At 35.5% G+C, this 24,131-nt stretch carries 26 protein-coding genes and 1 tRNA gene; 18 read left to right on the forward strand and 9 right to left on the reverse strand.

What is annotated here, in order from left to right; genetic code table 11:
* The first annotated feature begins 288 nt into the window (after positions 1-288).
* Both ACZ430_RS01390 and ACZ430_RS01395 read left to right on the forward strand, forming a co-directional pair.
* On the forward strand, positions 289-2,115 hold the full coding sequence (locus ACZ430_RS01390) for a carbon starvation CstA family protein (protein WP_297213971.1): 1,827 nt from the start codon (positions 289-291) through the stop codon (positions 2,113-2,115).
* 56 nt (positions 2,116-2,171) lie between these two features.
* The gene (locus ACZ430_RS01395) at positions 2,172-3,254 is read left to right on the forward strand and encodes a two-component system sensor histidine kinase NtrB (protein WP_464910629.1); all 1,083 of its coding nucleotides are present in this window, start codon (positions 2,172-2,174) and stop codon (positions 3,252-3,254) included.
* On the opposite strand, the gene ACZ430_RS01400 is transcribed toward ACZ430_RS01395, so the two are convergent.
* From ACZ430_RS01400 to ACZ430_RS01425, 6 genes are read right to left on the reverse strand one after another with little or no spacing between them, the layout of a single operon-like run.
* Positions 3,226-3,645 (reverse strand): universal stress protein, encoded by a 420-nt coding sequence (locus ACZ430_RS01400; RefSeq protein WP_297213977.1) that lies wholly within the window; start codon positions 3,643-3,645, stop codon positions 3,226-3,228. The genes ACZ430_RS01395 and ACZ430_RS01400 overlap by 29 nt on opposite strands.
* A 14-nt stretch (positions 3,646-3,659) precedes the next feature.
* Positions 3,660-4,631 carry an SDR family NAD(P)-dependent oxidoreductase gene (locus tag ACZ430_RS01405; RefSeq protein WP_297213980.1) on the reverse strand — a complete coding sequence of 324 codons (972 nt, stop codon included), beginning with the start codon at positions 4,629-4,631 and terminating at the stop codon, positions 3,660-3,662.
* Positions 4,632-4,655: 24 nt separating this feature from the next.
* A complete protein-coding gene (gene der, locus ACZ430_RS01410; protein WP_297213983.1) occupies positions 4,656-6,002 on the reverse strand; it encodes a ribosome biogenesis GTPase Der in 1,347 nt (448 codons plus the stop codon).
* Between the two features lie 11 nt (positions 6,003-6,013).
* On the reverse strand, positions 6,014-7,387 hold the full coding sequence (locus ACZ430_RS01415; RefSeq protein WP_339943059.1) for a sigma-54-dependent transcriptional regulator: 1,374 nt from the start codon (positions 7,385-7,387) through the stop codon (positions 6,014-6,016).
* Positions 7,384-9,333: a sensor histidine kinase gene (locus ACZ430_RS01420; protein ID WP_297213988.1), complete on the reverse strand. Its 1,950-nt coding sequence runs from the start codon at positions 9,331-9,333 to the stop codon at positions 7,384-7,386. The genes ACZ430_RS01415 and ACZ430_RS01420 overlap by 4 nt, the downstream gene beginning before the upstream one ends.
* Positions 9,334-9,377: 44 nt before the next feature.
* Positions 9,378-9,896, reverse strand: a complete 519-nt coding sequence (locus ACZ430_RS01425) for a DUF4390 domain-containing protein (protein ID WP_297213991.1) — start codon at positions 9,894-9,896, stop codon at positions 9,378-9,380.
* A gap of 124 nt (positions 9,897-10,020) precedes the next feature.
* Here ACZ430_RS01425 and ACZ430_RS01430 point away from each other — a divergent pair, with 124 nt between their 5' ends.
* The 7 genes from ACZ430_RS01430 to ACZ430_RS01460 all read left to right on the forward strand — a co-directional run bounded on the left by ACZ430_RS01430 (position 10,021) and on the right by ACZ430_RS01460 (position 14,699).
* Positions 10,021-10,359 carry an alanine-zipper protein gene (locus tag ACZ430_RS01430; RefSeq protein ID WP_297213994.1) on the forward strand — a complete coding sequence of 113 codons (339 nt, stop codon included), beginning with the start codon at positions 10,021-10,023 and terminating at the stop codon, positions 10,357-10,359.
* A gap of 39 nt (positions 10,360-10,398) precedes the next feature.
* Entirely contained in the window at positions 10,399-11,166 is a 768-nt protein-coding gene (locus ACZ430_RS01435; RefSeq protein ID WP_297213997.1) for a sulfite exporter TauE/SafE family protein, read from the forward strand.
* Positions 11,163-12,125 (forward strand): N-acetylmuramoyl-L-alanine amidase family protein, encoded by a 963-nt coding sequence (locus ACZ430_RS01440; RefSeq protein WP_297214000.1) that lies wholly within the window; start codon positions 11,163-11,165, stop codon positions 12,123-12,125. Before ACZ430_RS01435 ends, ACZ430_RS01440 begins: the two co-directional genes overlap by 4 nt.
* Positions 12,118-12,636, forward strand: a complete 519-nt coding sequence (locus tag ACZ430_RS01445; RefSeq protein ID WP_297214003.1) for a GerMN domain-containing protein — start codon at positions 12,118-12,120, stop codon at positions 12,634-12,636. Before ACZ430_RS01440 ends, ACZ430_RS01445 begins: the two co-directional genes overlap by 8 nt.
* On the forward strand, positions 12,633-13,439 hold the full coding sequence (gene murI, locus ACZ430_RS01450) for a glutamate racemase (RefSeq protein WP_297214006.1): 807 nt from the start codon (positions 12,633-12,635) through the stop codon (positions 13,437-13,439). The genes ACZ430_RS01445 and murI overlap by 4 nt, the downstream gene beginning before the upstream one ends.
* The gene (gene rph / locus ACZ430_RS01455) at positions 13,436-14,140 is read left to right on the forward strand and encodes a ribonuclease PH (protein ID WP_297214009.1); all 705 of its coding nucleotides are present in this window, start codon (positions 13,436-13,438) and stop codon (positions 14,138-14,140) included. The genes murI and rph overlap by 4 nt, the downstream gene beginning before the upstream one ends.
* 64 nt (positions 14,141-14,204) lie before the next feature.
* The gene (locus tag ACZ430_RS01460; protein ID WP_297214012.1) at positions 14,205-14,699 is read left to right on the forward strand and encodes a ribonuclease H-like YkuK family protein; all 495 of its coding nucleotides are present in this window, start codon (positions 14,205-14,207) and stop codon (positions 14,697-14,699) included.
* 1 nt (position 14,700) lies between these two features.
* On the opposite strand, the gene ACZ430_RS01465 is transcribed toward ACZ430_RS01460, so the two are convergent.
* A tRNA-Thr gene (locus tag ACZ430_RS01465) sits at positions 14,701-14,772 on the reverse strand.
* A gap of 7 nt (positions 14,773-14,779) precedes the next feature.
* On the reverse strand, positions 14,780-15,307 hold the full coding sequence (locus ACZ430_RS01470) for a macro domain-containing protein (protein WP_297214015.1): 528 nt from the start codon (positions 15,305-15,307) through the stop codon (positions 14,780-14,782).
* A gap of 63 nt (positions 15,308-15,370) precedes the next feature.
* Between ACZ430_RS01470 and ACZ430_RS01475 the strand changes: the two genes are divergently transcribed.
* From ACZ430_RS01475 to ACZ430_RS01515, 9 genes are all read left to right on the forward strand, one after another.
* Positions 15,371-15,721, forward strand: coding sequence for a molybdenum cofactor biosynthesis protein MoaE (locus tag ACZ430_RS01475; protein WP_297214018.1), 351 nt, complete (start codon positions 15,371-15,373; stop codon positions 15,719-15,721).
* On the forward strand, positions 15,702-16,985 hold the full coding sequence (locus ACZ430_RS01480; protein WP_297214021.1) for a beta-barrel assembly-enhancing protease: 1,284 nt from the start codon (positions 15,702-15,704) through the stop codon (positions 16,983-16,985). The genes ACZ430_RS01475 and ACZ430_RS01480 overlap by 20 nt, the downstream gene beginning before the upstream one ends.
* Positions 16,986-16,994: 9 nt before the next feature.
* Entirely contained in the window at positions 16,995-17,270 is a 276-nt protein-coding gene (locus ACZ430_RS01485) for an acylphosphatase (RefSeq protein ID WP_297214023.1), read from the forward strand.
* A 15-nt stretch (positions 17,271-17,285) separates the two neighbouring features.
* The gene (locus ACZ430_RS01490; protein ID WP_297214032.1) at positions 17,286-18,044 is read left to right on the forward strand and encodes an outer membrane protein assembly factor BamD; all 759 of its coding nucleotides are present in this window, start codon (positions 17,286-17,288) and stop codon (positions 18,042-18,044) included.
* Positions 18,045-18,683: a precorrin-2 dehydrogenase/sirohydrochlorin ferrochelatase family protein gene (locus tag ACZ430_RS01495; protein WP_297214035.1), complete on the forward strand. Its 639-nt coding sequence runs from the start codon at positions 18,045-18,047 to the stop codon at positions 18,681-18,683.
* A complete protein-coding gene (locus tag ACZ430_RS01500; protein WP_297214037.1) occupies positions 18,673-19,623 on the forward strand; it encodes a Gfo/Idh/MocA family protein in 951 nt (316 codons plus the stop codon). Before ACZ430_RS01495 ends, ACZ430_RS01500 begins: the two co-directional genes overlap by 11 nt.
* Positions 19,607-20,713, forward strand: coding sequence for a DegT/DnrJ/EryC1/StrS family aminotransferase (locus ACZ430_RS01505; RefSeq protein WP_297214039.1), 1,107 nt, complete (start codon positions 19,607-19,609; stop codon positions 20,711-20,713). Before ACZ430_RS01500 ends, ACZ430_RS01505 begins: the two co-directional genes overlap by 17 nt.
* Positions 20,689-21,849, forward strand: a complete 1,161-nt coding sequence (gene lpxB, locus ACZ430_RS01510) for a lipid-A-disaccharide synthase (RefSeq protein WP_297214041.1) — start codon at positions 20,689-20,691, stop codon at positions 21,847-21,849. The genes ACZ430_RS01505 and lpxB overlap by 25 nt, the downstream gene beginning before the upstream one ends.
* Positions 21,850-21,950: 101 nt before the next feature.
* Complete coding sequence (locus ACZ430_RS01515) at positions 21,951-23,102, forward strand: 3-deoxy-D-manno-octulosonic acid transferase (RefSeq protein ID WP_297214044.1); 1,152 nt, start codon at positions 21,951-21,953, stop codon at positions 23,100-23,102.
* On the opposite strand, the gene ACZ430_RS01520 is transcribed toward ACZ430_RS01515, so the two are convergent.
* Complete coding sequence (locus ACZ430_RS01520; RefSeq protein WP_339943038.1) at positions 23,092-24,114, reverse strand: potassium channel family protein; 1,023 nt, start codon at positions 24,112-24,114, stop codon at positions 23,092-23,094. The genes ACZ430_RS01515 and ACZ430_RS01520 overlap by 11 nt on opposite strands.
* Positions 24,115-24,131: the final 17 nt, after the last annotated feature.

Genomic DNA, 24,131 nt, shown 5'->3' on the forward strand with positions numbered 1-24,131 from the left:
TATTTATTTTCAATAAATTACAAGCTGTTGAATAATCTATATCTCAAGGCTGTTAAATTATTAAAGGTCATTCCGAGCACCCTCAATGGGTGCGAGGAATCTGACCCGTAGGGTCACCCTGAGGCGAAGCCGAAGGGTCTCCTCCTTAAATCGGAAAAAGGAGATTCCTCGCCTTCGGCTCGGAATGACAGATGGAGGTGATTGAAAAATTTTAGAGCTTATTTTATTTAATTTCAATAGCTTACAAGTTTTTGAATAATCTAAATCTCAAAAAGGAGGCGTATGGATATGCATGCCTTGGTATTGGTGGTAATAGCAGCCTGTGTGTTTGTCCTGGCATACAGGTTCTACGGCGCTTTTATAGCCGCAAAGGTTCTCTCTCTCAATCCTGCTCGTCCTACGCCAGCTAACACCCTGAATGACGGAAGGGACTATGTCCCAACAAACAGATGGCTCGTATTCGGACATCATTTTGCCGCAATAGCTGGTGCTGGTCCTTTAATAGGCCCTGTTCTTGCTGCTCAATTTGGTTATTTGCCAGGATTTTTATGGATTTTAATTGGTGGGGTTCTGGCTGGAGCAGTTCACGATATGGTTGTGCTTTTTGCCTCTGTTAGACACAACGGTAAATCCTTGGCAGAAATAGCAAAAGCTCAAATAGGCCCGGTATCTTACTGGCTTGTGCTCGTAGCAACGCTTTTTCTGCTAATAATAGTCTTAGCTGGAGCATCGATTGCTGTTGTTAATGCTCTTTTTAACAGTCCTTGGGGAACTTTCACTGTTGGTTTAACTATTCCAATTGCACTATTTATAGGAGCATATCTAAAATGGCTAAGACCTGGTAAAATTGTTGAAGCAAGTATAATTGGAGTTTTACTCATAATTCTGGCTGTAGTAATAGGTCCTGTCATTAAAAGTTCTCCCCTTGCATCTATTTTCACACTTAACAAAAAGGAACTCTCTGTTTTAATACCACTTTATGGATTTTTTGCTGCGGTACTACCTGTATGGCTATTACTTGTTCCAAGAGACTATCTTAGTTCTTATATGAAATTTGGAACAATGTTCTTACTTGCAATAGGCGTAATACTTGTTAACCCTATACTTCAGATGCCAGCTACAACTCAGTTCATAAGCGGAGGTGGTCCTGTAATTCCTGGAAAAGTTTGGCCTTTTATGTTTATAACCATCGCCTGCGGTGCTATCTCCGGTTTTCATTCTCTCGTATCATCTGGAACAACTCCGAAAATGGTAGCCAATGAGCGAGATATAAGACCTATTGGCTACGGTGCTATGCTTACTGAAAGCTTTGTAGCACTAATGGCTTTAATAGCAGCAACAGTTCTGCCAACGGCAGATTACTTTGCCATCAACAGCCCTCCTGCTTTGTTCCAGAAACTCGGTATGCAGGTTCAAGACCTACCCTATCTTTCAGCTCTTGTAGGAGAAGAGCTGGCCGGGCGTCCTGGTGGTGCCGTATCGCTGGCAGTTGGTATGGCAGACATATTCTCCAGAATTGGTGGGCTTAGACATCTTATGGGATACTGGTATCATTTTGCTATAATGTTTGAGGCCCTATTTATTCTTACCTTAATTGATGCAGGAACGAGAGTTGGTAGATATTTAATGCAAGAGATAGGTGGGGTTGTTTATCCCAAACTGAGAGACTATAAGTGGTGGCCTGGAATAATAATAACAAGTGGTATATTCACTTTTTGCTGGGGCTATCTGCTTTACACAGGAACAATCTCTACTATATGGCCTTTATTCGGAGTAAACAACCAACTTCTTGGAGGAATGGCTCTGGCCATAGCTACGACATTTCTTTTAAGAATGGGGAAGGCAAAATACATATGGGTAACTGCTATTCCTATGACATTTCTTCTTATAACAACAATTGTTGCAGGTTATCAAAACATCGTAAATAACTATCTTCCAAAGAATAACTATCTGTTGGCCACAATTTCTGCTATAATGATAATAATGGTTGTTTTAATAGTAGCGGATTCAATAAGAGTATGGGTTAATATTTTAAGAGGTAAAACACCACTAATTACAGAAACGGAAAGTAAGACTAAACTGAATGAAATACCAACGAAATATCTTTCTGAATAGTGAATTTAAATGGGTGGCTCAAACAATGAAGCCACCCTTAAATTTTTTACATATCCATGGAACCTCTATCCGAATTTGACCTGAAAGAACAGATAGAGTCTTTATTTTTAGCCTTTGACTGTCTTGAACACAATATATCGATAATGGATAGAGATTTAAATGTTCTATGGGTTAATAAAGCCTTCGTTAAAAGACTCGGAATTACTAAAAATGAGGCAATAAAGAAGAAATGTTATAAACTCTGGCATAGAAGAAGTCTTCCATGTGATAACTGCCCTTGTGTAAAAGCTTTACATACAGGCAATATTGAAAAATTTGAAAGAATATCCTCGGAGGAAAGACATTATATACTTACAGCAATACCAATTAAAGAAAATAACCAGATTAAAGGCGTTTTAGAAATAGGAAAGGAAATTACAGAGGAAAGACTTATAGAGAAAAGATTAAGAGAAGTTATAAAAATTGAGGGCATATACGAAACACTTGATAACCTATCTCATCAATTTAACAATATTTTTACGGGCATATATGGCTTTGCCCAATTACTGGAAAATCGCCTTACTGACGAAACCTCACTTAAATATCTTAGAAAACTTATAGATGGCATTGAGAAAGGTTTAAAGTTCATGCATTCTATTGCCAATCTTAAAAAAATACCATCTGTAAAAAGAGTTATTGACTTAAACTATCTTATAATCTCTATCAGGGAGTTAATTGAAAATGTTGTAGGCGAAAAGGTGATGGTTGAATTTTCGTTTACTAAAGAAGTTCCATTAATATCCGCCGACCCATTTCAAATTAGAGAGGTTATTTTAGAACTCATTCAAAATGCTAAGAACTCAATAACTGACAAAGGAATTATCAAAATTTCCACAGAAAAGAAAACTGTAAACTCGGAAATGAGAGTATTTGTTGTAATTTCCGATAACGGTAAAGGAATGAATGAGGAAATTCTGAAGAAATGTTTTGAACCTCTCTTTACAACAAATCCTACAAACTTTGGATTAGGTCTATCCATCGTAAAAAGTATAATTACTAAACATTCAGGAGAAATTGAGATAGAGAGCGTTCCCGAGTCAGGAACAACTGTAAAAGTTCACTTTCCCGCCGTTACTTTACCACAAGAACAGGGCATTTAGAATATTCAACTACTTTTGAAGAAACACTTCCTATTAAGAATTTCTTTGTTCCATGTTTACCATGAGAGCCTGTAACAATCAAATCTACCTTCATCTTATGGGCTGTCTCAAGAATTTTCTCTGCTGGGTCACCTTGCCTTACGAGAAATTTAATCTCAATGGGTTTTCCAGAAAGAGTCTTTCTGATTCTCTCCATAGTGTCTTCTGTCTCTCTTGTAAGAACCTCTGTAATCCTCTGTCTGTCTGCATCAGAAAGTTCTGTTAGATAAAGTTCTGGCACAACTGCGAGAACCGTGAGTGAAGACTGCATGCTAAGTGCAATCTCAAGAGCTTTTCTTAGAGCTTTGTCCGATGCCTTTGAGCCATCATGAGCGACAAGAATTCTTTGCATTTTATCCCTCCTCTTTATATCTTTATGTCCTTCAGTATTTCCCTGTTTTCTCTATACCAATCAATGGTCTTTCTTATTCCTTCCTCGATTGATACCTTCGGTCTCCATCCTAAGTAATCTCTTGCCTCAGTTATATCTGCCCACGTCGCATAAATGTCCGCAGGATGCCTTTTTTGCCATTCTATATTTGCTTTTTTACCCAGTAAATCTTCTATGATTTTAATCACATAAATCAGCTCAACGGGTCTGTCATTGCCGAGATTTAATACCTTATAACCTTTTAAATTGAGACATAAAACAGTTGCCTCTGCAATGTCTTCAACATATGTAAAGTCTCTCTTTTGTTTTCCATCTCCGTAAACTACAATTGGTTCACCTATATCTATTTTTTTAATAAATCTGAATATGCTCATGTCTGGCCTACCAAAGGGACCATAAACAGTGAAATATCTGGCAATTATAGTATTAATACCATAAAGATAATGATAACTGTAACAGAACAACTCAGCTGCTTTTTTAGATGCCGGATAGGGAGCCAGAGGTTTGTCAGTCGTATCAGACACCCGGAAAGGCATCCTATCTGTGTCTCCATACACGCTTGATGTGGATGCAAGAACAAAAACCTCCATTCCATAATCCTTTACACATTCAAGTAAATTTATAGTTCCCTTAACATTCGTATCGAGATAACCCCAAGGATTTTCAACAGATGCCCTAACACCTGCCCTGGCAGCAAGATTTATGATACCTTCGATTTTATGAGAATTAAAGATTGATTTTAGTACTTGAAGATTTTCTATATCATCCTCATAGAAAACAAAATTTTTATTTTCTTTAAGTGTTTGAATTCTCAAATGTTTTATTTTAGGGTCATAATAATCGCTAATGTTATCAATACCGATAACATTTATCCCTTTCTTAAGCAAAAGCTTACAAGTAGCCCATCCAATAAATCCTGCACTTCCTGTTACCAAAATCGTCTGCATAGTTTTTTATTTTACCATAAAATTTTATTTTCTTTGTTTGATTTTTATAAAAATCGGAGAAAATTTGAAATTAAGAGCCTCTCTGAGAAGTTTTTCTAAAAATTTTAAATGATGCTGTTTTACAGCTTTTTCGTCATTAACAAATAATACAAAGGAAGGCGGACGAACTGCTATTTGAGTAATATAGTAAAATCTAAGCTCCTTACCTCCAGAGGATAAGACTACCTGTTGAATTCTTTCTGAAAAAATCCTGTTTAATTCTGAAGTGGCTATTCTTTTATCGTATTCAAGTAAAATTTCGTCAACAAGGGGGAATACCTTAGTAAGCCTTCTTTTGTCTAAAGCTGAAACTGTAATAAAGGGTGCATAATCTACAAACCAGAGCTTTCTTTTTATCTGGTCACTGAAATACTTTGCCTTGCGGTCTCTTTCATCCTGAGGTATAAGGTCCCATTTATTAATCAGAATTATCAATCCTTTTTTTTGTTCTGCCACCATTCCTGCAATTTTTTGATCCTGACTTACAATGCCCTCTGAAGCGTCAATTACGAGCACTACAATATCTGCCCTTTCTATACTTCTTATGGCCTTGTAAAATGATAGTTTTTCCACATATAGTTCTTGAGAAATCTCATTTTTATAATAAGAAAGTCTCTTTATTCCCGCTGTATCAATAAGAATATACTTTTTCCCGTAATACTTACAGATGGTATCAACGGCATCTCTTGTTGTTCCGGGAATAGGGCTTACTATCATTCTATTTCTTCCTACTAAAGCATTAACCACAGTAGATTTACCCACGTTTGGTCTACCAACAATTGCTATTTTGGGAATTCTTTCGACCGAAGAAAGTTCTGGAGCGGCTTCAGGTATCTTAGCTACAATTTTCTCTATGAGTTCATCTACTCCAAAACCTGTAATGGCTGAAACAGGAATAAACTCATCTGTTCCTATACTGTAAAAATCTGCTACTCTGTTGAGCTTTGAGGGGTCATCAATCTTATTAATAACCCATAGAATTTCCTTGCCTGTCTGTCTTAGTTTTCTTGCAGTTTCTAAGTCATCGGGTAGCAATCCCTCTTTGCCATCAAGTAAGTGGATTATTATATCTGCTTCCGATATTGCCATCTCAACTTGTTGTAACATTTGTTTTTGAATTATATCCTCTGCCTTCTCTTCTGGGAAAAAACCTCCAGTGTCAACAACGCTAAATACTCTATCTTCCCACCTTGCAGTGCCATAGTTTATGTCTCTCGTAACTCCCGGAAGGCGGTCAGTTATTGCTTTAAGTTTCTGTTCTCCTCTAATTAATCTGTTAAAAAGAGTAGATTTGCCAACATTTGGTCTTCCCACGATTACTACTGTAAACATTTAAACTCCCTTTAATCTTCTGAAAGTTCTTTAGGCAGAGGTATGCCAAGAGATTTTATCTTCTTATAAAGATTGCTTCTTTCAATACCAATGAGCTCTGCTGTTTTTGTCATATTCCAATTGTTTTCCTTAAGTCTTTTAATTATAAAATCTTTTTCAAAGGCATCTCGAGCTTCCTTAAGAGAGCTATACTTAAAATAGCTTTCCTCACTCACTTTTTTGCTTATTAAGCCTAACCTTTCGATATCCTCAGCATCAACCCTGTCTGACGGTATCATTATCATTAATCTCTCTACAGCATTTTTAAGTTCTCTAACATTGCCAGGCCAGTCATAACTCTGAAGAATCTTGAAAGCCCTTTCTGTTAGCGCCTTGTATTTCCATCCTTTTTCTCTTACAAATTCTGTCATAAAATAGTGTATCAGTTCAGGAATATCCTCCTTTCTTTCTCTAAGCGGTGGTAAATAAATGGGAACAACATTTAGTCTGTAGTAAAGGTCTTCTCGAAAACTGCCTTTTTTTATCTCTTCTGAGAGGTCTTTGTTCGTCGCTGAGATAATTCTTACGTTTACCTTTATGTCCCGAGTGCCTCCAACTCGTTGAAATCTTTGTGTTTCTATGACTCTCAGTAATTTTGCCTGCGTGAGAAGTGACATATCTCCTATCTCATCGAGGAAGAGAGTGCCTCCATCGGCAAGTTCAAACTTACCTATTTTTTTATCTATTGCACCGGTGAAAGCTCCTTTCTCATGGCCGAAAAGTTCACTCTCAATTAACTCTTGCGGAATAGCTGCACAGTTGACTTCTACAAAAGCTCCGCTACTTCTTTCGCTTAACGAGTGAATTGCTCTTGCCACAAGTTCTTTGCCTGTTCCAGATTCGCCGAGTATTAATACCCTTGAGTCACCTTTTGCAATTAACTCTATTTGCTGTCTAATAGAGTTGATTACCTTTGAATTACCGATTAACTCATGTCGTTTCGACAAACTGCTTTTTAACTTAACATTTTCTCTCTCTAAATTTTTAAATTGTAATGCCCTCTCGACAGTTAATATTACTCTCTCAATAGAGAGAGGCTTTTCAAGAAAATCGAATGCTCCAATCTTAACTGCCTTTACAGCCATCTCTACGTTAGCATGACCAGAAATCATTATAACTGGCAGCTCTTGATATCTTTCCTTTATCTGTTTTATTGCATCGATTCCGCTCATACCTGGTAACCATACATCAAGAAGAACAAGGTCTACTTCCTCTTTCTCAATAATATTGAATGCTTCCTCTGCAGTTTCTGCCTGAACTACAGAGTATCCCTCGTCTGACAAAATCTCTGACAGTGTCTCAAGGATACCCTTTTCATCATCTACTATCAAAAGTTTCTCTTTCATGCAGGCACCTCTACGGTAAATACTGTTCCTTTTGGCAGATTATCTTTAACATAAATTTTACCACCATGTTCAGTCACAATCTTTCTTGCTATTGCCAAGCCAAGGCCTGTGCCATCCTTGCTTCTTGAAAAATAAGGCAGAAAAAGCTTTTCTTTTACCTCATCATCAATGCCCGGACCAGTGTCTGCTATCTCAATAATCAAACTCTCACCTATTTTAACAGAGATAGTTATCTCTCCCTTACCATTCATAGCCCTTATGGCATTGTCAATTAAATTTATAAGCACTCTTTTAAACTCTTGTTGGTCTAATAATACATCTCTCACTTCATCTTTAAATACAAGATTAATTTTTACATCCTTGTATCCTCTATAAAGCTCTCTCACATCTTCAAGAAGCTTCAATGGATTTATACTTTCCTTTTTAATCTCAGGCAGTTTACCAAATCTTTGGAAAGAGTCAACTAAAGCCTTCAGAGAGTCTACTTCAGATATAATAGTTTGGGTTGACTTCTCCAGAACCCTCTCAAAATCTTCATCACCGCTTCTCCATTTTCTGATAAGTCTTTCTGTGGCAAGTTTTATAGGAGTAAGCGGATTTTTAATTTCATGGGCAAGTCTACGGGCAACCTCTTCCCATGCTGATGCCTGCTGTGCCTTTACAATATCCGTTATATCATCAAAAACCACGATAATTCCAGATGCCTTTTCGTTTTCACTCTCTCTAAGAGATATAATTCTTGCCCTTATATTTTTAATCTGTCCGCTAATTTTGATATTTAAGTCTTTCTCAATCTCGTAAATACGTTCTTGAGATATTTTACTAATGAATTCTCTCAACTCATCTGATTCAAGATGGGAGAGTATATTCTCATAGTGCTTTCCTTCAATTTTATTTTTTTCCAGATGCAAAATTCTCTCTCCGGCCTTGTTTATTGTTAAGATATTACCATCGGGAGATATAAAAATAACTCCTGATGTGATGTTAGAAAGAATGTTCTCAAGCAGTATATTTCTCTCAGAGATTTGCAGATAAGCCTTATCAAGCTTCTCTATCATTTCATTGAAAGAATTAACGAGTATGCCTATCTCGTCAGAACTTTTTGTCAAAATCTTAACCTTAAGGTCTCCCATAGCAACCCTGTTTGTCGCATCAACAAGTTCTCTTAATGGATTAGTTATTTCCTGAGAAATTTTCATAGCTGCCCATAAAGCAAGAAAAATTATAATAAGACTTAAAAAACCCAAAAAATACAGATAATTAGTCTTTACAGCCCTTCTCATAGAGCCCATTTTTAAATATTCCTCGTGATAGCCTCTTAATTCCTCTACTTTTTTTGTTACCTCCTGTGAAATTGGCATTTTTGCGACTAAAATTCCTTTACCATAAGGAATAGCAGCAACTACCGTATCTGCATCTGGTGATGAAACAATCTGGCTCACTTTTTTACCCTGAAAAGCTTCTCTGTAAATCTCGGGCATCTCTTCTGTTGGAGCATCAATTCTCTCAACAGAAATATATCTTGGAAGTGTTTTAATTCTCCCTTGCGAATAATCTTCGAGTATTGTTAAGAGTTTTTCTTTCTCCAAATCATAGAAGGCTCTGACTGTTTCAACAGCCCTTGATACAATTTCCCTGTTTGATTTTGAAAAAATTTTTTCTATGGAACTCTCGAGCACACCACTGAAAGCAACGAATAAAAGGGCAGAGGGAATAAGCACCAAACCAACAAAAATTGTTACTATTTTTATTCTAAACCTGTAACCAGGAACTTCCCTGTGCTTTTCGAGATATAGCCTGAAAATGCTTCTAATAACAAAAAATCCAAGCGTTACTATCGATATTATGTTTATAACAAAGAGAGATACAATTATGAAGCGAGTTGGAATTTGCTCCGAAGGGATTCTAAGAAGATATATCTCGAAAGCAAGAACCAGAAAAAGCAAGCACGTCAAAAAAATAGGCAAAAAATATTTTTTTAATCTATCTTTCATGGCAGCTTAAAACTCTCGGAATTCTTACTTATTTTTTTCTCATACTTTGGTATAAAAAACAAAAAGTTCTCAAGAATCGATGGAAGTCTTTTGATATTAGATTCTACAGTAATTTTCAGATAGTATGTGCCTTTTTCAAGTCTGCTTATATCAGCCACTTTTGTAGGTTCTATATGCATAGCCCATTTTATCGCATCGCTATAATTATTAAATCTTTTTTCGAGGAGCACATCTCTCAATATACTTTTCACTGTAAATTCACCTTTTATTGGGTCAGAAGACATAGCTCTTTGGATTTGCACGGTAGCAATAAATTCATCTGGTATAATTGACCATCGCCTGTATAGTTCTATTGTTATCAGAAGATTTTTACCAAGGCCATTTTTAAAATCCTCCACAAACTCAACCGATGGCACAATGGTTGCACTCGTTGATACGTATCCACCGTCTATATTAACCTCCATTTTTATGTCTTCAATGCCATACGCGGAAGGTATAAAAAACAAAACAGTCATTAAAGTTATTATGAACAGACTTGAAAACCTTTTGATCATCAGTTTTATTATATTACTTTTTCTTTACTTTTTCTGAATTTTTATGATAAAAACTTAGAATAAAAACATTTTAAGGAGGTTTTCGATGAAAAAATTTTTAATCGTTGCCGGTGCGAGTTTCATCCTTCTTAGTGGTTGTGCAACAAAAGAATATGTAAAAGAGCAGATTGACCCAGTTAATTTGCGTCTTGAAAGAATTGAAAAACAGTTAGAGAATATGAATAAAGAAACGAACAGAGAGATATCAAATCTCAAATCCGAATTAGCTTCAACAAATAGGACAGCCCAAGAGGCATTAAGAAAATCTGAGGAAGCTAAGAAAGAGGCAAATGCAGCAAGGATGAGTGCTGATGATGCTGCAAGAAAAGCACAGGCCGCAGCAGAGGCCTCAAAGAAGGCCTTTGAACTTCAACAAAAGAAGTAATTTGACATTTTAGTTCATTAAATATTACATTTTCAGATTATGAAAAGCCAAGTTATTCATTCCCTATGGATAGGACTTTTGGCTGGCTGTTTTGGAGGGCTTGTAGGGCTTGGAGGAGGAGTCGTGATGATTCCTCTAATGGTAGCTGTCCTGAAGATTACTCAACACAAAGCTCATGGAACAAGTCTATTTGCCCTTGTATTCACAGGAATTACTGGTGCTGTAACCTATGGCATGAAAGGCTCTGTAGATGTGATTGCCTCTGTTATACTTGCTATCACAGCTATTTTTACAGCAAGGGCTGGTGCTAAATTTGCCCACAGTCTTCCAGAATGGAAATTAAAAAGAGCTTTTGGAGGTTTTCTCATATTTGCAGCTTTAATACTTCTTTTAAAGCCCTATCTCGCCAGTTTGTATCATTTCGAATTTGAAAGTTCTCTAAAAATTATAACCCTTTTGATAGTTGGAATATTTGCTGGTTTTCTCGCAGGGATGATGGGAATCGGAGGAGGAACTGTTATGGTTCCTGCTTTAGTTTTAATACTCAATTATGGTCAGCATATCGCACAAGGAACATCTCTTCTGTGTATGGTTCCAGCAGGAGCAGTTGGAGCTTATACTCATCTTAAGCTTGGAAATGTAATTAAAGGGCTATTGCCCGGCTTAATAATCGGAATTATAGCAGGTACTTATATTGGTTCTACTATTGCTCATTTTCTTTCTGAAGGCAATCTTAGGGTAATATTCGCAATAATTATAATCTGGACTGGTATAAGATTTCTCAAGACACCTAAACCAGTTAAATGAAAAAGACAATAGTTATTCTATTAATCTCCTTATTAATTTCTATTGTAAATGCACAAGAAGAGCCCCGTAAAATCTCTATAAAAATTGGCAAATATCAGGATTTTTATAGATTTGTCTTCGTATGTGAAAACAGCGCGATAAGCAAGTCAATAAATGTAAATCTCTCTGCAGAAGGCACAATTAAACTCTTCTTTCCTGAACTGTTTAGTTTCGATTTTGAAGGTAAAACACTTGAGGAAGACAACACCATAAAAGGTATAAGGGTCATAATAAAAAACAAAACGCTTTTAATTAAAGGAATTCCAATAAAGGAAATAAAAGTATTGAGACTTGAAAATCCATCACGAGTTGTCGTTGATGGATATTTTTTGGAAAGTGTGGCTGATGAAAAGCCCCTTAAAAATACTACAGTTCTGATTGACCCAGGACATGGAGGAAAAGATTTAGGGCTGAATTTCAATGACACCAATGAAAAGACTATTGTTTTAAATTTGGGAAAGGATATAGCTTCAAAATTAGCAAAAAGAGGAATAAAAGCCTCTCTTACAAGGGCAACAGATGATGACTTATCAATAGAAAGTAGAATTAAAATTGAAAACAAAATTAAACCCGCTCTCACTTTAAGTCTCCACCTATCAAACAAGGAAAATTTTACAGTTTACACTTCTCCGATTAAAAAAAATATATCCCGACAAGAAGCTTCAATTGTATTTTTAAATGAAGACAGGGCATTGAGAATCTTAACTAAAAAAATCAATGAACATTTTACAGAACAAGTATATTCTGAAAAATTGCCTATTACTTTGCTAAAAAATACAACTTCTACATCTCTGTTAATTGAACTACCAAAAAGAACAGCCTTAGGTGATTCGAAGTATATAGAGAGAATATCAGAAATTTTTGTTAAAACAATTGAAGAACTCTTAAAAAAGCAAGAAAGCGGCAAGAGGAATGAATAAAAAAATACTAATTTATGTAGCTGTTCTTTTCGCTCTAATCGCAATTGGAACAGCAATTTTTCTATTCTTTTATAGAGAAAAAGGACAAACGCAAAACAAGAAAGAACTTCCCGAAAGCATGCAAAGCTACAGGATATTTATAGCTGATTTTAAAATGCTACAAACAAAAGAGTTATTTCTAAAAAAGGAAGGAAACGATTTACAACTTCTTGAGAAAGTGTTAGAAAACTATATTACCGAATTACCATCTCACATAAAAGATATAAAAGTCTTAGGTGTCTATAGAGACAAAGAAAATGTTATTTACATAGATTTATCAAAAAATCTGTTCACTCAGGGAGATGCTCTCGAAGAGTATGCTATTTTAAAATCCCTTTACAGAACAATAAAGGACAATTTTGCTTGGGTAGAAGACATAAGAATACTAATTAACGGAAAGGAATTAGAGACATTGGGAGGTCATTTTTCTATTGAAAACTCACTGAAGACAGCACTGGAGGATAATAAATGAAAGAAAAGCCAATTGGAATCTTTGACTCAGGTGTAGGAGGATTAACCGTCCTAAAGGAGATATCAAAATTATTACCAAATGAAAGTATAATCTATCTTGGAGATACGGCAAGAGTGCCCTATGGAATCCGTTCTTCAGAAACAGTAGTCAAATATTCTATAGAATGTGCAAACTTCTTACATAAGAAAGGAATAAAAATTTTAGTAGTTGCCTGTAATACCTCTTCATCTGTGAGTTTAGACATACTGAAGGAGAAATTACCAATACCTGTAATAGGCGTAATTATTCCTGGAGTAAAGGCTGCCCTAAAAACAACAAAAAAGGGTAAAATAGGAGTTATCGGAACTGAAGCTACTGTAAGGAGTCAATCCTACACAAAGAGAATAAAGGAAATAAATCCAGCCATTGAGGTCATATCAAAACCGTGTCCTCTTTTTGTGCCACTTGTTGAGGAGGGGATTCTGGAGGGGAAAATTGCTGAATTAGTAATTGATAGGTATTTAAAGGAGATTAAAGAAAGTGGGATTGATACTCTGATACTTGGATGCACCCATTATCCTCTACTAAAAAAATCAATTCAGCAATATATGGATGGTATTAAACTTGTCGATTCGGCTGAGGAGGTTGCCATAGAAGTGAAAGAAATGCTAAAGGAATTGAATCTACTTAATGAAGAGGGAGGAAAAAGTTTTAAAACTTTCTATGTAACCGATGACCCAGAGAGATTTAAAAAAATTGGAGAAATTTTTTTAAACTATGGCATTGAAAAAATTTTCAAAGTATCACTTGAGGAGGATAAATGAGACCAGACGGTAGAAAAAATGATGAATTGAGAATAATCAAAATTCAAAAGGAGTTCATCAAAAATGCAGATGGTTCTGTTTTAATTGAATTTGGAAATACAAGAGTAATCTGCACTGCCTCTATTGAAAATAAAGTGCCTCCTTTTTTAAAAGACCAGAAAAAAGGGTGGATAACAGCCGAATACGGCATGATTCCCCGTTCAACACCTGTTAGAATGCTGAGAGAGTCAACAGCTGGTAGGGTCGGAGGAAGAACTCATGAAATACAGAGATTAATTGGTAGGTCATTGAGAGCTGTTGTTGACCTTGAAAAACTTGGAGAGAGAACAATATGGATAGACTGCGATGTTATAGAAGCGGATGGAGGAACAAGAACAGCTTCAATTACTGGTGGATATCTTGCATTAAGAGAGGCAATAAAAAAGGCAATAAATGCAGGAATGATTACAGAAAACCCTATCAAAGACACGATTGCAGCTATAAGTGTTGGAATTGTAAGTGGAGAACCAAGGCTTGACCTTTGTTACGCTGAGGACTCTCAAGCAGAAGTTGATATGAACGTAGTAATGACGGGAAGTGGAAAGTTCATAGAAATACAAGGAACTGCTGAAATAGTGCCTTTCTCAAAAGAGAGTTTACAGCATCTGTTAAATTTAGCTGAAAAAGGAATAAGAGAGATTTTTCGTCTTTTTTCAGAATAAGGATAGTTCCTTGACATTTAAAGAATAAACATGATAGTTTTAATTTGAAACTTTACTTGAAAAAATGGAAAATGATTCGTTAAAAAAGCGTTGTTTTATTAGTCCTACCTTTGGCATCCTTTCTTTAGAAGAAGTCTTTGCAAAAATAATTCAGTTTGTAAAAAATGAGCAAGAGAAAAGTTACAGTCTTATCATAGGAAGCGATTCATTCCCCGGAGAGGAAACTGTATTCGTAACTGCAATTATTGTTCATCGTAAAGGTTCTGGTGGGATATATTTTTACAGAAAAATTCGCCTTGAAAAAATGTCAAATCTAAAATTAAGGATATTCACAGAAGCTTCCTTAAGTCTTGAATTGGCGGAAATGATGAAGAAAAAACTAATGGAAAATGGATTTTCTCGCCTACCAGTAGAGATACATCTTGATGTGGGTAAGAACGGAGCAACAAGAAGTCTTGTTAAAGAAGTAATAAAGATGATTGTCGGCTCTGGCTACATAGCTGTTACCAAGCCAGATTCATTCGGTGCCTCAAAAGTAGCAGACAGACATACAAATTAAAAGCCGGGAATGGGATTTGAACCCACGACCGGTCGATTACGAATCGACTGCTCTGCCGCTGAGCTATCCCGGCTTATTTTTTATATTTTATCAAACTCTCTCTTAAAGTAGCGATAGGTATCTTCGTCGTATAGACAGAATTCTAATGTCTCAAGACAAGAAGCTTCTTTTTTCATGTAGTCAACTGCTGTTTTAATAAGAATTTCTGCAACAAAATCCTTCGGACATCCATAGATACCTGAACTTATTGCTGGAAAGGATATGCTTTTCAGGCCGTATTCTTCAGCTTTCTTAAGACTGTTTAAAACGGCATTTTTTAATTTTTTATCCTCATCTCCCTCGCCCCATATGGGTCCGACAGCATGAATAACGTATTGAGCTTTCAAAGCTCCTGCTTTTGTTACTGCTGCTTCTCCAGTAGGAACAAAGCCAATCCTGTCACTTTCTTCTTGGATTATGTGACCACCCTTTTTTACAATAGCTCCTGCTACTCCGCCTCCATGTTTGAGATAGTTATTAGCGGCATTTACAATCGCATCCGTATCTCTTTCTGTTATATCGCCAATTATTATTCTTAACACCTTATCATTTATTTTCTTTTCTTCCATAGACACCCTCCTACGTATAAAAATATCTTAACTAAAAATAAGTTTTTTGTTAAACTACATAATATGATAGACAATTGGATAAAAGAAATCAAAGCTAATCCGAAAAGCCAATCAGCCGGAATGATTCTAATTCATAATGGAATAGTTAGAGAAACTTCTAAGGATGGTAAAGCTGTAAAAGGGATGAAACTTAGCTATAACAAAGAAAAACTTGAACAAGCAATAAACCAAATAAAAACAAAAGATGGAATTATAGATGTCAAGGTATGGATAAATGAGGGAGAGTTAAAAGTAGGCGATGACATAATGATTGTTCTTGTAGCAGGAAGACTAAGGACAGACGTATTCCCTGCCCTTCAAGAACTTGTTGCAAAAATTAAAAATGAGGTTGTAAATGAAGAGGAAATTTTCTAAACTTTTGATTGTTCTTTTAATCTCTCTTTTATCCTTCTCCTGTATTGCTGAAGTTGACCCAATCTCAGGTAAAAAAACCTACACCCTACTTTCTACTAAACAGGAAATTGAGATAGGACAGAAAGTTGTTCCTTCTGGAATAAATGAAAACGAAGGTTTATATCCTGACAGGGAAGTTCAAAATTACATAAGACAGCTCGGAGCAAAGATTGCTGCTGTTACTCCGAGAAAGGTGGACTATCAATTTTATATTGTAAATTCGCCAGAAATAAATGCTTTTGCACTGCCAGGCGGGCCTGTGTTTATTACCAGAGGAATATTACTCAAAATGGAAAGAGAAAGCGAACTCGTTGGTGTTTTAGCCCACGAACTTGGTCACATAAATGCAAGGCATCATGCTAAATTTCTTGAAAAAAGCTTCGGAATGAGCGCCCTTGTAAGCATTTTGGGAATAGCCTTGCAAGGAAGTAACTATGCTTCAGCAGTCATGACAGTTGCTCAGATTTCTGCAGGATTGCTTCAGTTGAAATTCAGCCGTGACCAAGAAAACGAAGCTGATGCACTGGGAGTAAAATTTGCTTATCAGTCAGGGTATGACCCTCGAGGCCTCGTAACAATGTTTGAGAAATTTAAGACTCTCGAGAGGGGCATGTCTGTTGAGTGGCTAAGCACTCATCCTTTACCAGATACACGAATAAGACATGTCCAGCAGATGATAGCTCAGCAGTATGGAGACTCTCAAAGGTTAAGACAGAACAGTAGTGAGTTCAATAGGGTTCAAGGAATTTTACAATCAACAAAAGAATCCTATGATTTGGTCGAAGAGGCTAAAAAATACATTAAATCACGTAATTACACTCAAGCATTAAATCTTCTTGACAGAGCAATAACAAGATACGGAAGCAATTATGCCTATACTTACAGGGCTCTGGTAAATCTAAATTTAAAAAGATACAATGAAGCCATATCTGATGCTGACAGAGCCATTTCTCTTGACAGTCTTTATTTTAGACCAATGTTTATAAAAGGCGTAGCTCAAAATCAAATGGGACAGTGGAATTCGAGTATCAATACTCTTGAGAAAGCCAAGAGTCTAATAAATGATAATGCAGACCTTTATTATTACTTAGGAGTGAACTATCAGTCAGTAGGCAACAGAACAAAGGCAATTGACAATCTTTCCACAGCACTTCAGCTTACAGACGGTAAACGAGGATGGGAGGCTGATGCACAAAGAAGATTAAAAGCATTAAGAGGTTACTGAGGAGGGAAAATGAAAAAAGCACATCTTTTAATTAGTGGCAGAGTTCAAGGAGTTTTTTATAGAGCCTTTACAAGAGAAGTAGCCGAATCTCTTGGACTAAAAGGTTGGGTTAGAAATCTAAGAGATGGTAGAGTTGAAGCAGTTTTTGAAGGAGACGAAGACAAAATCTCTATTGCCATAGAGAGATGTAAAGAAGGCCCTCCATATGCTAAGGTAGACAGTATCGAAATAACCTGGGATGAAGCAGAAGGATATACCGATTTTGAAATAAAAAAAACCATTTAATCATGAGGTGTAAAAATGAAGCTTTATTTGAAAAAATTTCTTTATTTTCTGATAATTTCCCTACTCTCTCTGAGTTTAATCAGTTGTGGTGGCAAGAAAGAGGTAAAAAAGGAAGACTTTGACCCTGTCGTATATCTCAAAAAAGCGGATGAACTAATCGGGAAAAAAGAGTATGAAGAAGCAAGAAAGCTTTTGTTCGAGATAAAAAATAGAGAATCTGCAAAAGAGTATGCACCTTTAGCACAGCTAAAAATCGCCGACTCCTATCTTAAAGAAGATGAGCCAGAACTTGCCATTGTAGAATATAGAAGATTTTTAGAGCTCTATCCAGAGTCAACCTATGCCCCATACGCCCAATATAGCATTGCAATGGCTTATTTCAGGCAGATTGAGGGAGCAGAGAGAGGTGCTGGAACAGCTCAGAAAGCACTTGAAGAATTTCTCAAACTTGAAAAACTCTATCCCCGTCATCCATATGGAGAAATCCTGCCTCTTAGAATACAAAAATGCAGAAACATAATTGCTGAAGGAGAACTCATAATAGGAAAATTTTATTACAAAAAGGGTTCCTATAAAGCTGCTATAGGCAGGTTTGAGGGTATTGTTAAAAATTACCCAGACTTCAAAAATCTTGATGAGACTTTATATCTTCTTGTAGAGTCTTACAGAAAAATCGAAATGACAGAAATGGCAAGGCAATATCTAAAAATGCTAAAAGATAAATTTCCCGACAGCCAATTTGCTAAAAAAGTAGATGGACTTAAAATTCAATAGATGCAAAGCTTTTTACCAATTTTAATCAACATTAAAAATAAAAAATGCGTTGTAATAGGCGGTGGAAAAGTTGCAGAAAGAAAAATAAAAACTCTCTTAAAATATGGTGCGGATATCACTCTTATTAGTCCAGAGACTACAGAAACCCTTAAAGAGATTATTCAAAAAGGAAAAATTAAATATATAAAAAAAAAGTATTCGAAAAAAGACTTAAGAGATGCTGTCATAGTAGTTGCTGCTACATCGGACAGTAAAGTAAACTCTCAGATTCAAAAAGATGCGAAGTTCCTTATAAACTGCGTAGAGCAAAAAGAAAGTTTCGAAGAAAGTAATAATGTAGAGTATATAGTGCCTGCAGTTTTTGAAAAGGAAAACTTAAAGATTGCTATCTCGACAGAATTTCCTGCTTTAAGTAAAACAATTAAAAAGGAACTAAATGAAATTTATGGCAAAGAATTTGCATTATATTTAAAATACCTCAAAAAAATTCGAAAAGTCTTAAAAGAAAAAATAAGGGACAGTAAGGAAAGGCAAAGACTTTTCAGAAAAATTGCTTCGAATAAAATTGTGTCAATTTTGAGACAATGCGGTTTCAAAAAAGCAAAAGAGGAGATAGACAGAATAATTCGTGAAACATAAGGTTGTTGTAATAGGTGCAGGATATTTTGGAGAAAGGCACATAAAAGCCCTATCTCAAATAGAAGAGGTAAATATAATTGGTATTGCCGAAAAAGATACCGAAAGAGGCAGGGCAATTGCAGAGAGCTTTAACATAAAACATGCAGAGGATTTCAGAGAATTTTTAGAGGAAGCAACAACTTTCTTTATTGTAACACCCACAAAAACTCACTTTGAAATTACAATGGAACTTATACAAGCAGGAAAAAATATTTTCATAGAAAAACCTATCACGGAAAATCCAATACAGGCAAAAATATTAATTGATGAGGCTATTAAAAGAGGTATAATTTTTCAGATAGGCTTAATTGAGAGATTTAATCCTGTCATTGAAACTTTATTTGGTTTACTTAAAAATCCCAAATTTATAGTTGCCAGAAGAGTCTCACCCTTTTTAGGAAGAGCCACTGATACCCATGTAACCTTTGACCTCATGATACATGACTTAGATTTGATTTTCTATTTATTAAAAGAAACTAATGAAACTCCAGAAGTAAAGGAAATAAAATCATTCAATAATAGTATTGTTACAGATAAAATTGACTTTTCCCAAGTCTGGATTGACTTTTCAATAAAAGAAAAAACTATAGGGACTAATCTTACAGCAAGTCGGGTAGCAAATGGTTTTGAAAGGAGATTATCAATAATGGATGAAGATAGTGCTTTATATGCAGATTTAATAGGAAAAACTATAGTAAAAATTGACCAAAAAGGAAATTCCATAGAAATAGCCGTAAAAAATAAAGAAAAGCAGCCTCTTCAGGAAGAAATAAAAGACTTTCTTCAGTCTATTAAAGAACAAAGACTTTCATACATAGCTCCAAAGCCTGATGAGATAGTCAGAACAATAGAAATAATAAACAAAATAAACGGAGGAAAAATTGATGAAGCCATTCATTGACCTGAAAGCCCAGTATTTAAACATAAAAGATGAAATACTGGAAATAATAAATGAGATTCTTGAAAGCTCTCATTACATACTGGGAGAAAATGTGAGAAAATTCGAAGATGAAGTAAAATCTTACTTAGGAGTAAAAGAAGCTATTGGAGTTGCCTCTGGAACAGACGCTCTCCATCTTGCCTTAAAAGCATTAGATATTGGAAAAGGAGATGAAGTCATAACCACGCCTTTCACTTTTTTTGCCACAGTAGAGGCAATAACTTATGTGGGAGCTAAGCCTGTTTTTGTTGACATAGACAGTAGAACTTATAACATAAACGCCGATAAAATTGAAGAGAAAATTACGCCTCGCACAAAAGCCATAATTCCGGTTCATATTTTTGGTTGTCCTGCAAATATGGAAAAAATAATTGAGCTGGCAAGTAAATACGGATTAAAAATAATTGAAGATGCTGCGCAAGCTTTTGGGGCTAAAATAGGAGACAAAAAAGTTGGTTCTATAGGAGATATAGGTTGTTTCAGTTTTTATCCAAGCAAAAATCTCGGTTGCTTTGGTGATGGAGGCATGGTTGTAACCAATAATGATGAGCTGGCTGAAAAAATTAGAATTTTAAGAAATCATGGTTCTCCCGGAAGATATATTCATAATACTGTAGGATTAAACTCACGGCTTGATGAAATTCAGGCAGGAATTTTAAGGGTAAAAATTAAATACATTGACCAGTATAATGAACTTAGAAGAAAAAAAGCTGCCGTATACACGAAATACTTAAGTGATGCAGTAATAACGCCTGATGAGCCCACAAACGTCTATCATGTCTTCCATCTCTACAGCATCCGTTCAGACAGACGAGAGAAAATAATGAAAACCTTACAAAAACATGGAATTCCATCGGTCGTATACTATCCAATTCCTATGCATCTTCAAGGAGCATTAAAGGCTCTTTCCTACAAAGAAGGAGATTTTCCAGTTGCTGAGAAAATCTCAAAAGAGATTTTTTCGCTTCCCCTGTATCCTGAATTAGCCGAAGAGGAAATTTTTCAAATCTCTCAGATAATTCTAAGATGCCTTCAGGAAAACTACTTATAATAGCAGGCGAATCCTCAGGAGAACTATACGGCTCTCTTCTTGCCCGTCAACTTAAGAGAGATTTCCAACTATTCGGAATCGGTGGCAAACACATGAAGGAGGCAGGGGTTGAACTTATTGGCGATATAACACACGCCTTCGGAATTTTTGAGGTATTATCCCACTTAGGAAAAATAAAAGCTAACATGAAGGTGGCTGAGGGATTTTTAAGAAAAGTCGATGGTGTTGTTTTAATAGACTTTCCTGACTTTAATCTAAAACTTGCAGCCAAAGCAAAGGCTTTAGGTAAAAAAGTTCTCTATTATGTAAGTCCTCAGATATGGGCATGGAGAAAAGGAAGAATTAGACTGATAAAAAAATTTGTAGACCAGATGGCAGTAATACTGCCCTTTGAGGAAACAATCTACAGGGAAGCACAAATCCCTGTAAAATATGTTGGACATCCAATGTATGAATTATTGCATGAGGAGCTTGGAAACAGGGGAGTATTCTTCAGAGGCTTTATTGGTGATGAGGATAAGAAGATACTCAGAGAACGATTCGGAATAGAGAGAGAAGTCGTATTAACTTTAATGCCTGGTAGCAGACCCTCAGAAATAAAGAGAAATATGCCCTTCATGTTTAAATTGATTAACCAATTCGACAGAGAGAGGATACACTTTATAATACCAAAAGCCCCTAATATTGAATTCAGCGATGAAGAAAAGAGTAAATTTAAAGAGCATGAGAATATAACAATACTAAATGAACAAGCCTTTACAGCTCTTGCAATGAGTGATGCTGCTGTAATAACATCGGGCACTTCAACTCTTCAGGCAGCGCTTTTACAAATTCCAATGATTGTAATATACAGAGTAAATCCTCTTTCATATGTAATTGGTAAAATTCTCATCAAAGGAGTAAAACACATATCCCTTCCAAATGTTATAGCAGACTTCATGAATGAAGGTGACAGGAGATTACCAGAGTTCATACAAAAGCTTGATGTCTATGAAATAGCCGAAGAAATAAACAAACTACTATATGACAGTTATGAGAGAATGCAAATAATCAGTTTTCTTAAAAGTATAAGCAGATATTTCCATGGAAAAGAGGCATCAAAGGAAGTTTACAGTCTATGCAAACAGCTTTTTTAGTGATATACACATTGCTATATTTGATTGGTTTGATTTTTTTGTTTCCTTTTGAATACTTTAAAAGACCTCCTAATATACGGAAACGCTGGTTATTAGAAAAAATGGGCTTTTTTGCAAAATCTTCTTCATATTCAAATACTGACAGTAAACCTAAGATATGGATTCATGCTGTATCTGTAGGAGAGGTATTGGCTATATCAAGCTTTGTAAAAGCCTTATCAAAAGACTACGAAATTATAATTAGCACCATAACAGATACGGGACAGAGAGTAGCTTTTGAAAGGTTTAAGAATTATCCTGTAAAAATAATATATCTTCCCTTTGACACTCCTTGTGCAATCAGAAGAACGATTAATTTTTTTAAACCAAAGGCTTTAATTTTGGTAGAAACAGAATTATGGCCTAATTTGATATTTTTCTCCTCTAAGAAATTCCCTGTTTTTATTGTAAATGGTAGATTAAGTGAAAAATCCTATAAAGGCTATAAGAAATTAAAAATTTTCATAAAACCTCTTTTAAGAAAAATTCACAGCATTTATGTTCAAGAAGAAACTTATAAAGATAGATTTATAAATCTCGGGGCAGAAAAGGAAAGGATTTACACTACTGGTAATATGAAATTTGATATCGAAATAAAAGAGATAACTTTTGAATGGGAAAATTCTATTCCAAAACCTATAATTCTTGCTGGAAGTACCCATGAACCTGAAGAAGAGATTATTACAGATATTTTTATTAAACTAAACATTAATGGAACTTTGATTATTACGCCAAGACATCCTGAGAGATTTGAGAGAGTTGAAAATGTAATAAAAAATAAGATAACTCTATCACAAAGAGAAATTTATTTCTCAAAATTAAGTGAAATAAAAACATCCCTCAACATTAAACCTTCAACCATGATTTTGCTTGTTGACCGGATGGGAATCTTAAGTTCTCTGTATAGAATGTGCGACATTGCAATAATTGGAGGAAGTTTTATTCCTCACGGTGGACAAAATCCACTGGAGCCTGCTTACTGGAAAAAGTCTTTCATATGCGGACCTCATATGAATAATTTCCCTTTTATTGAGGAGTTCATAAAAGAGCAGGCCTGCATAATGACTGAAAAGGAACTTCTTGATAAACGAATTCTTGAATTAATTAACAACAACTCTCTTAGAAATTCGATTGGGTTAAAAGCCTATGAAATTTTCAAAAAGAAGTCTGGTGCTACCGAAAGAACTCTAAACCACTTAAAAGCTATCCTTTAGCAAGTTTTTCTAATTTATTCAGATTGTCTACTTGTCCGAGCACTATCAAAATATCTCCCTCTTTAATTATTGTTTGGGAAGTCGGATTAAACTTCATTCTTCCATCATTTCTCTTAATACCAATAACTATGATGCCTAAATCTTTTCCTAAGCCACTCTGAGCTATGGTCTTATCAACAAGAGGAGATTTACCTGAAATCTCTATCTCCTCAATCTGAATCTCCACATGCTCTGCCCTTGTAGCAAATTCAAGAAAATCAACAACTGTTGGTCTTAGAACAGTATGAGCAATTCTAAGTCCGCCTATAAAGTATGGAGAAACCACTCTGTCAGCACCAGCTCTCTTTAGCTTATGTTCAGCCTCTCTGTCAACAGCTCTTGCAACTATAAAGAGATTTTTATTTAATTCTCTCGCACTTAATACAACATACAGATTTTCTGCATCAGAAGGTAGAACAGTGATAAGTCCTTTTGCTTTCTCTATGCCTGCGGCCTTTAAAACCTCATCGTGTGTTGCATCTCCTTCGATATAGATAATCTCTTCATTTTCAGGTAAATTGGCTTTGTTTTTTTCAATAATTACGATAGGAATACTATTAGCTTGGAGTTCTCTTACAATTATGCTTCCCATTCTACCATAACCGCAAATAACATAATGCTCTGATATGGAGTCAATTTTTTTCCTCATTTTTCGCTTTTTAAAAACCTCCTTTATCTCTCCTTCTATTAAAATTTTCGCACCTACCGTAAGAGTGTATGTGAAAACACCGAATCCTGTAAGTATAAGAATTATAGTAAAAATTTTACCCTTCTCGTCTAAATCTTTAACCTCTTTAAAACCAACTGTAGCGAGAGTAATTACTGTCATATAAAGTGCATCAAGAAACCGCATATCTTCAATAATCATATATCCAAATGTGCCAAAAAGGAGGATACTCACAAGAAGAATGGACACAAAAACAAACTTTCTGTGAATAAGATTAACAATCGCTACATAAATTACAGGCAACATAGGCTGAAATAAATTAT

The organism is Thermodesulfovibrio sp. TK500a, from assembly GCF_055381765.1.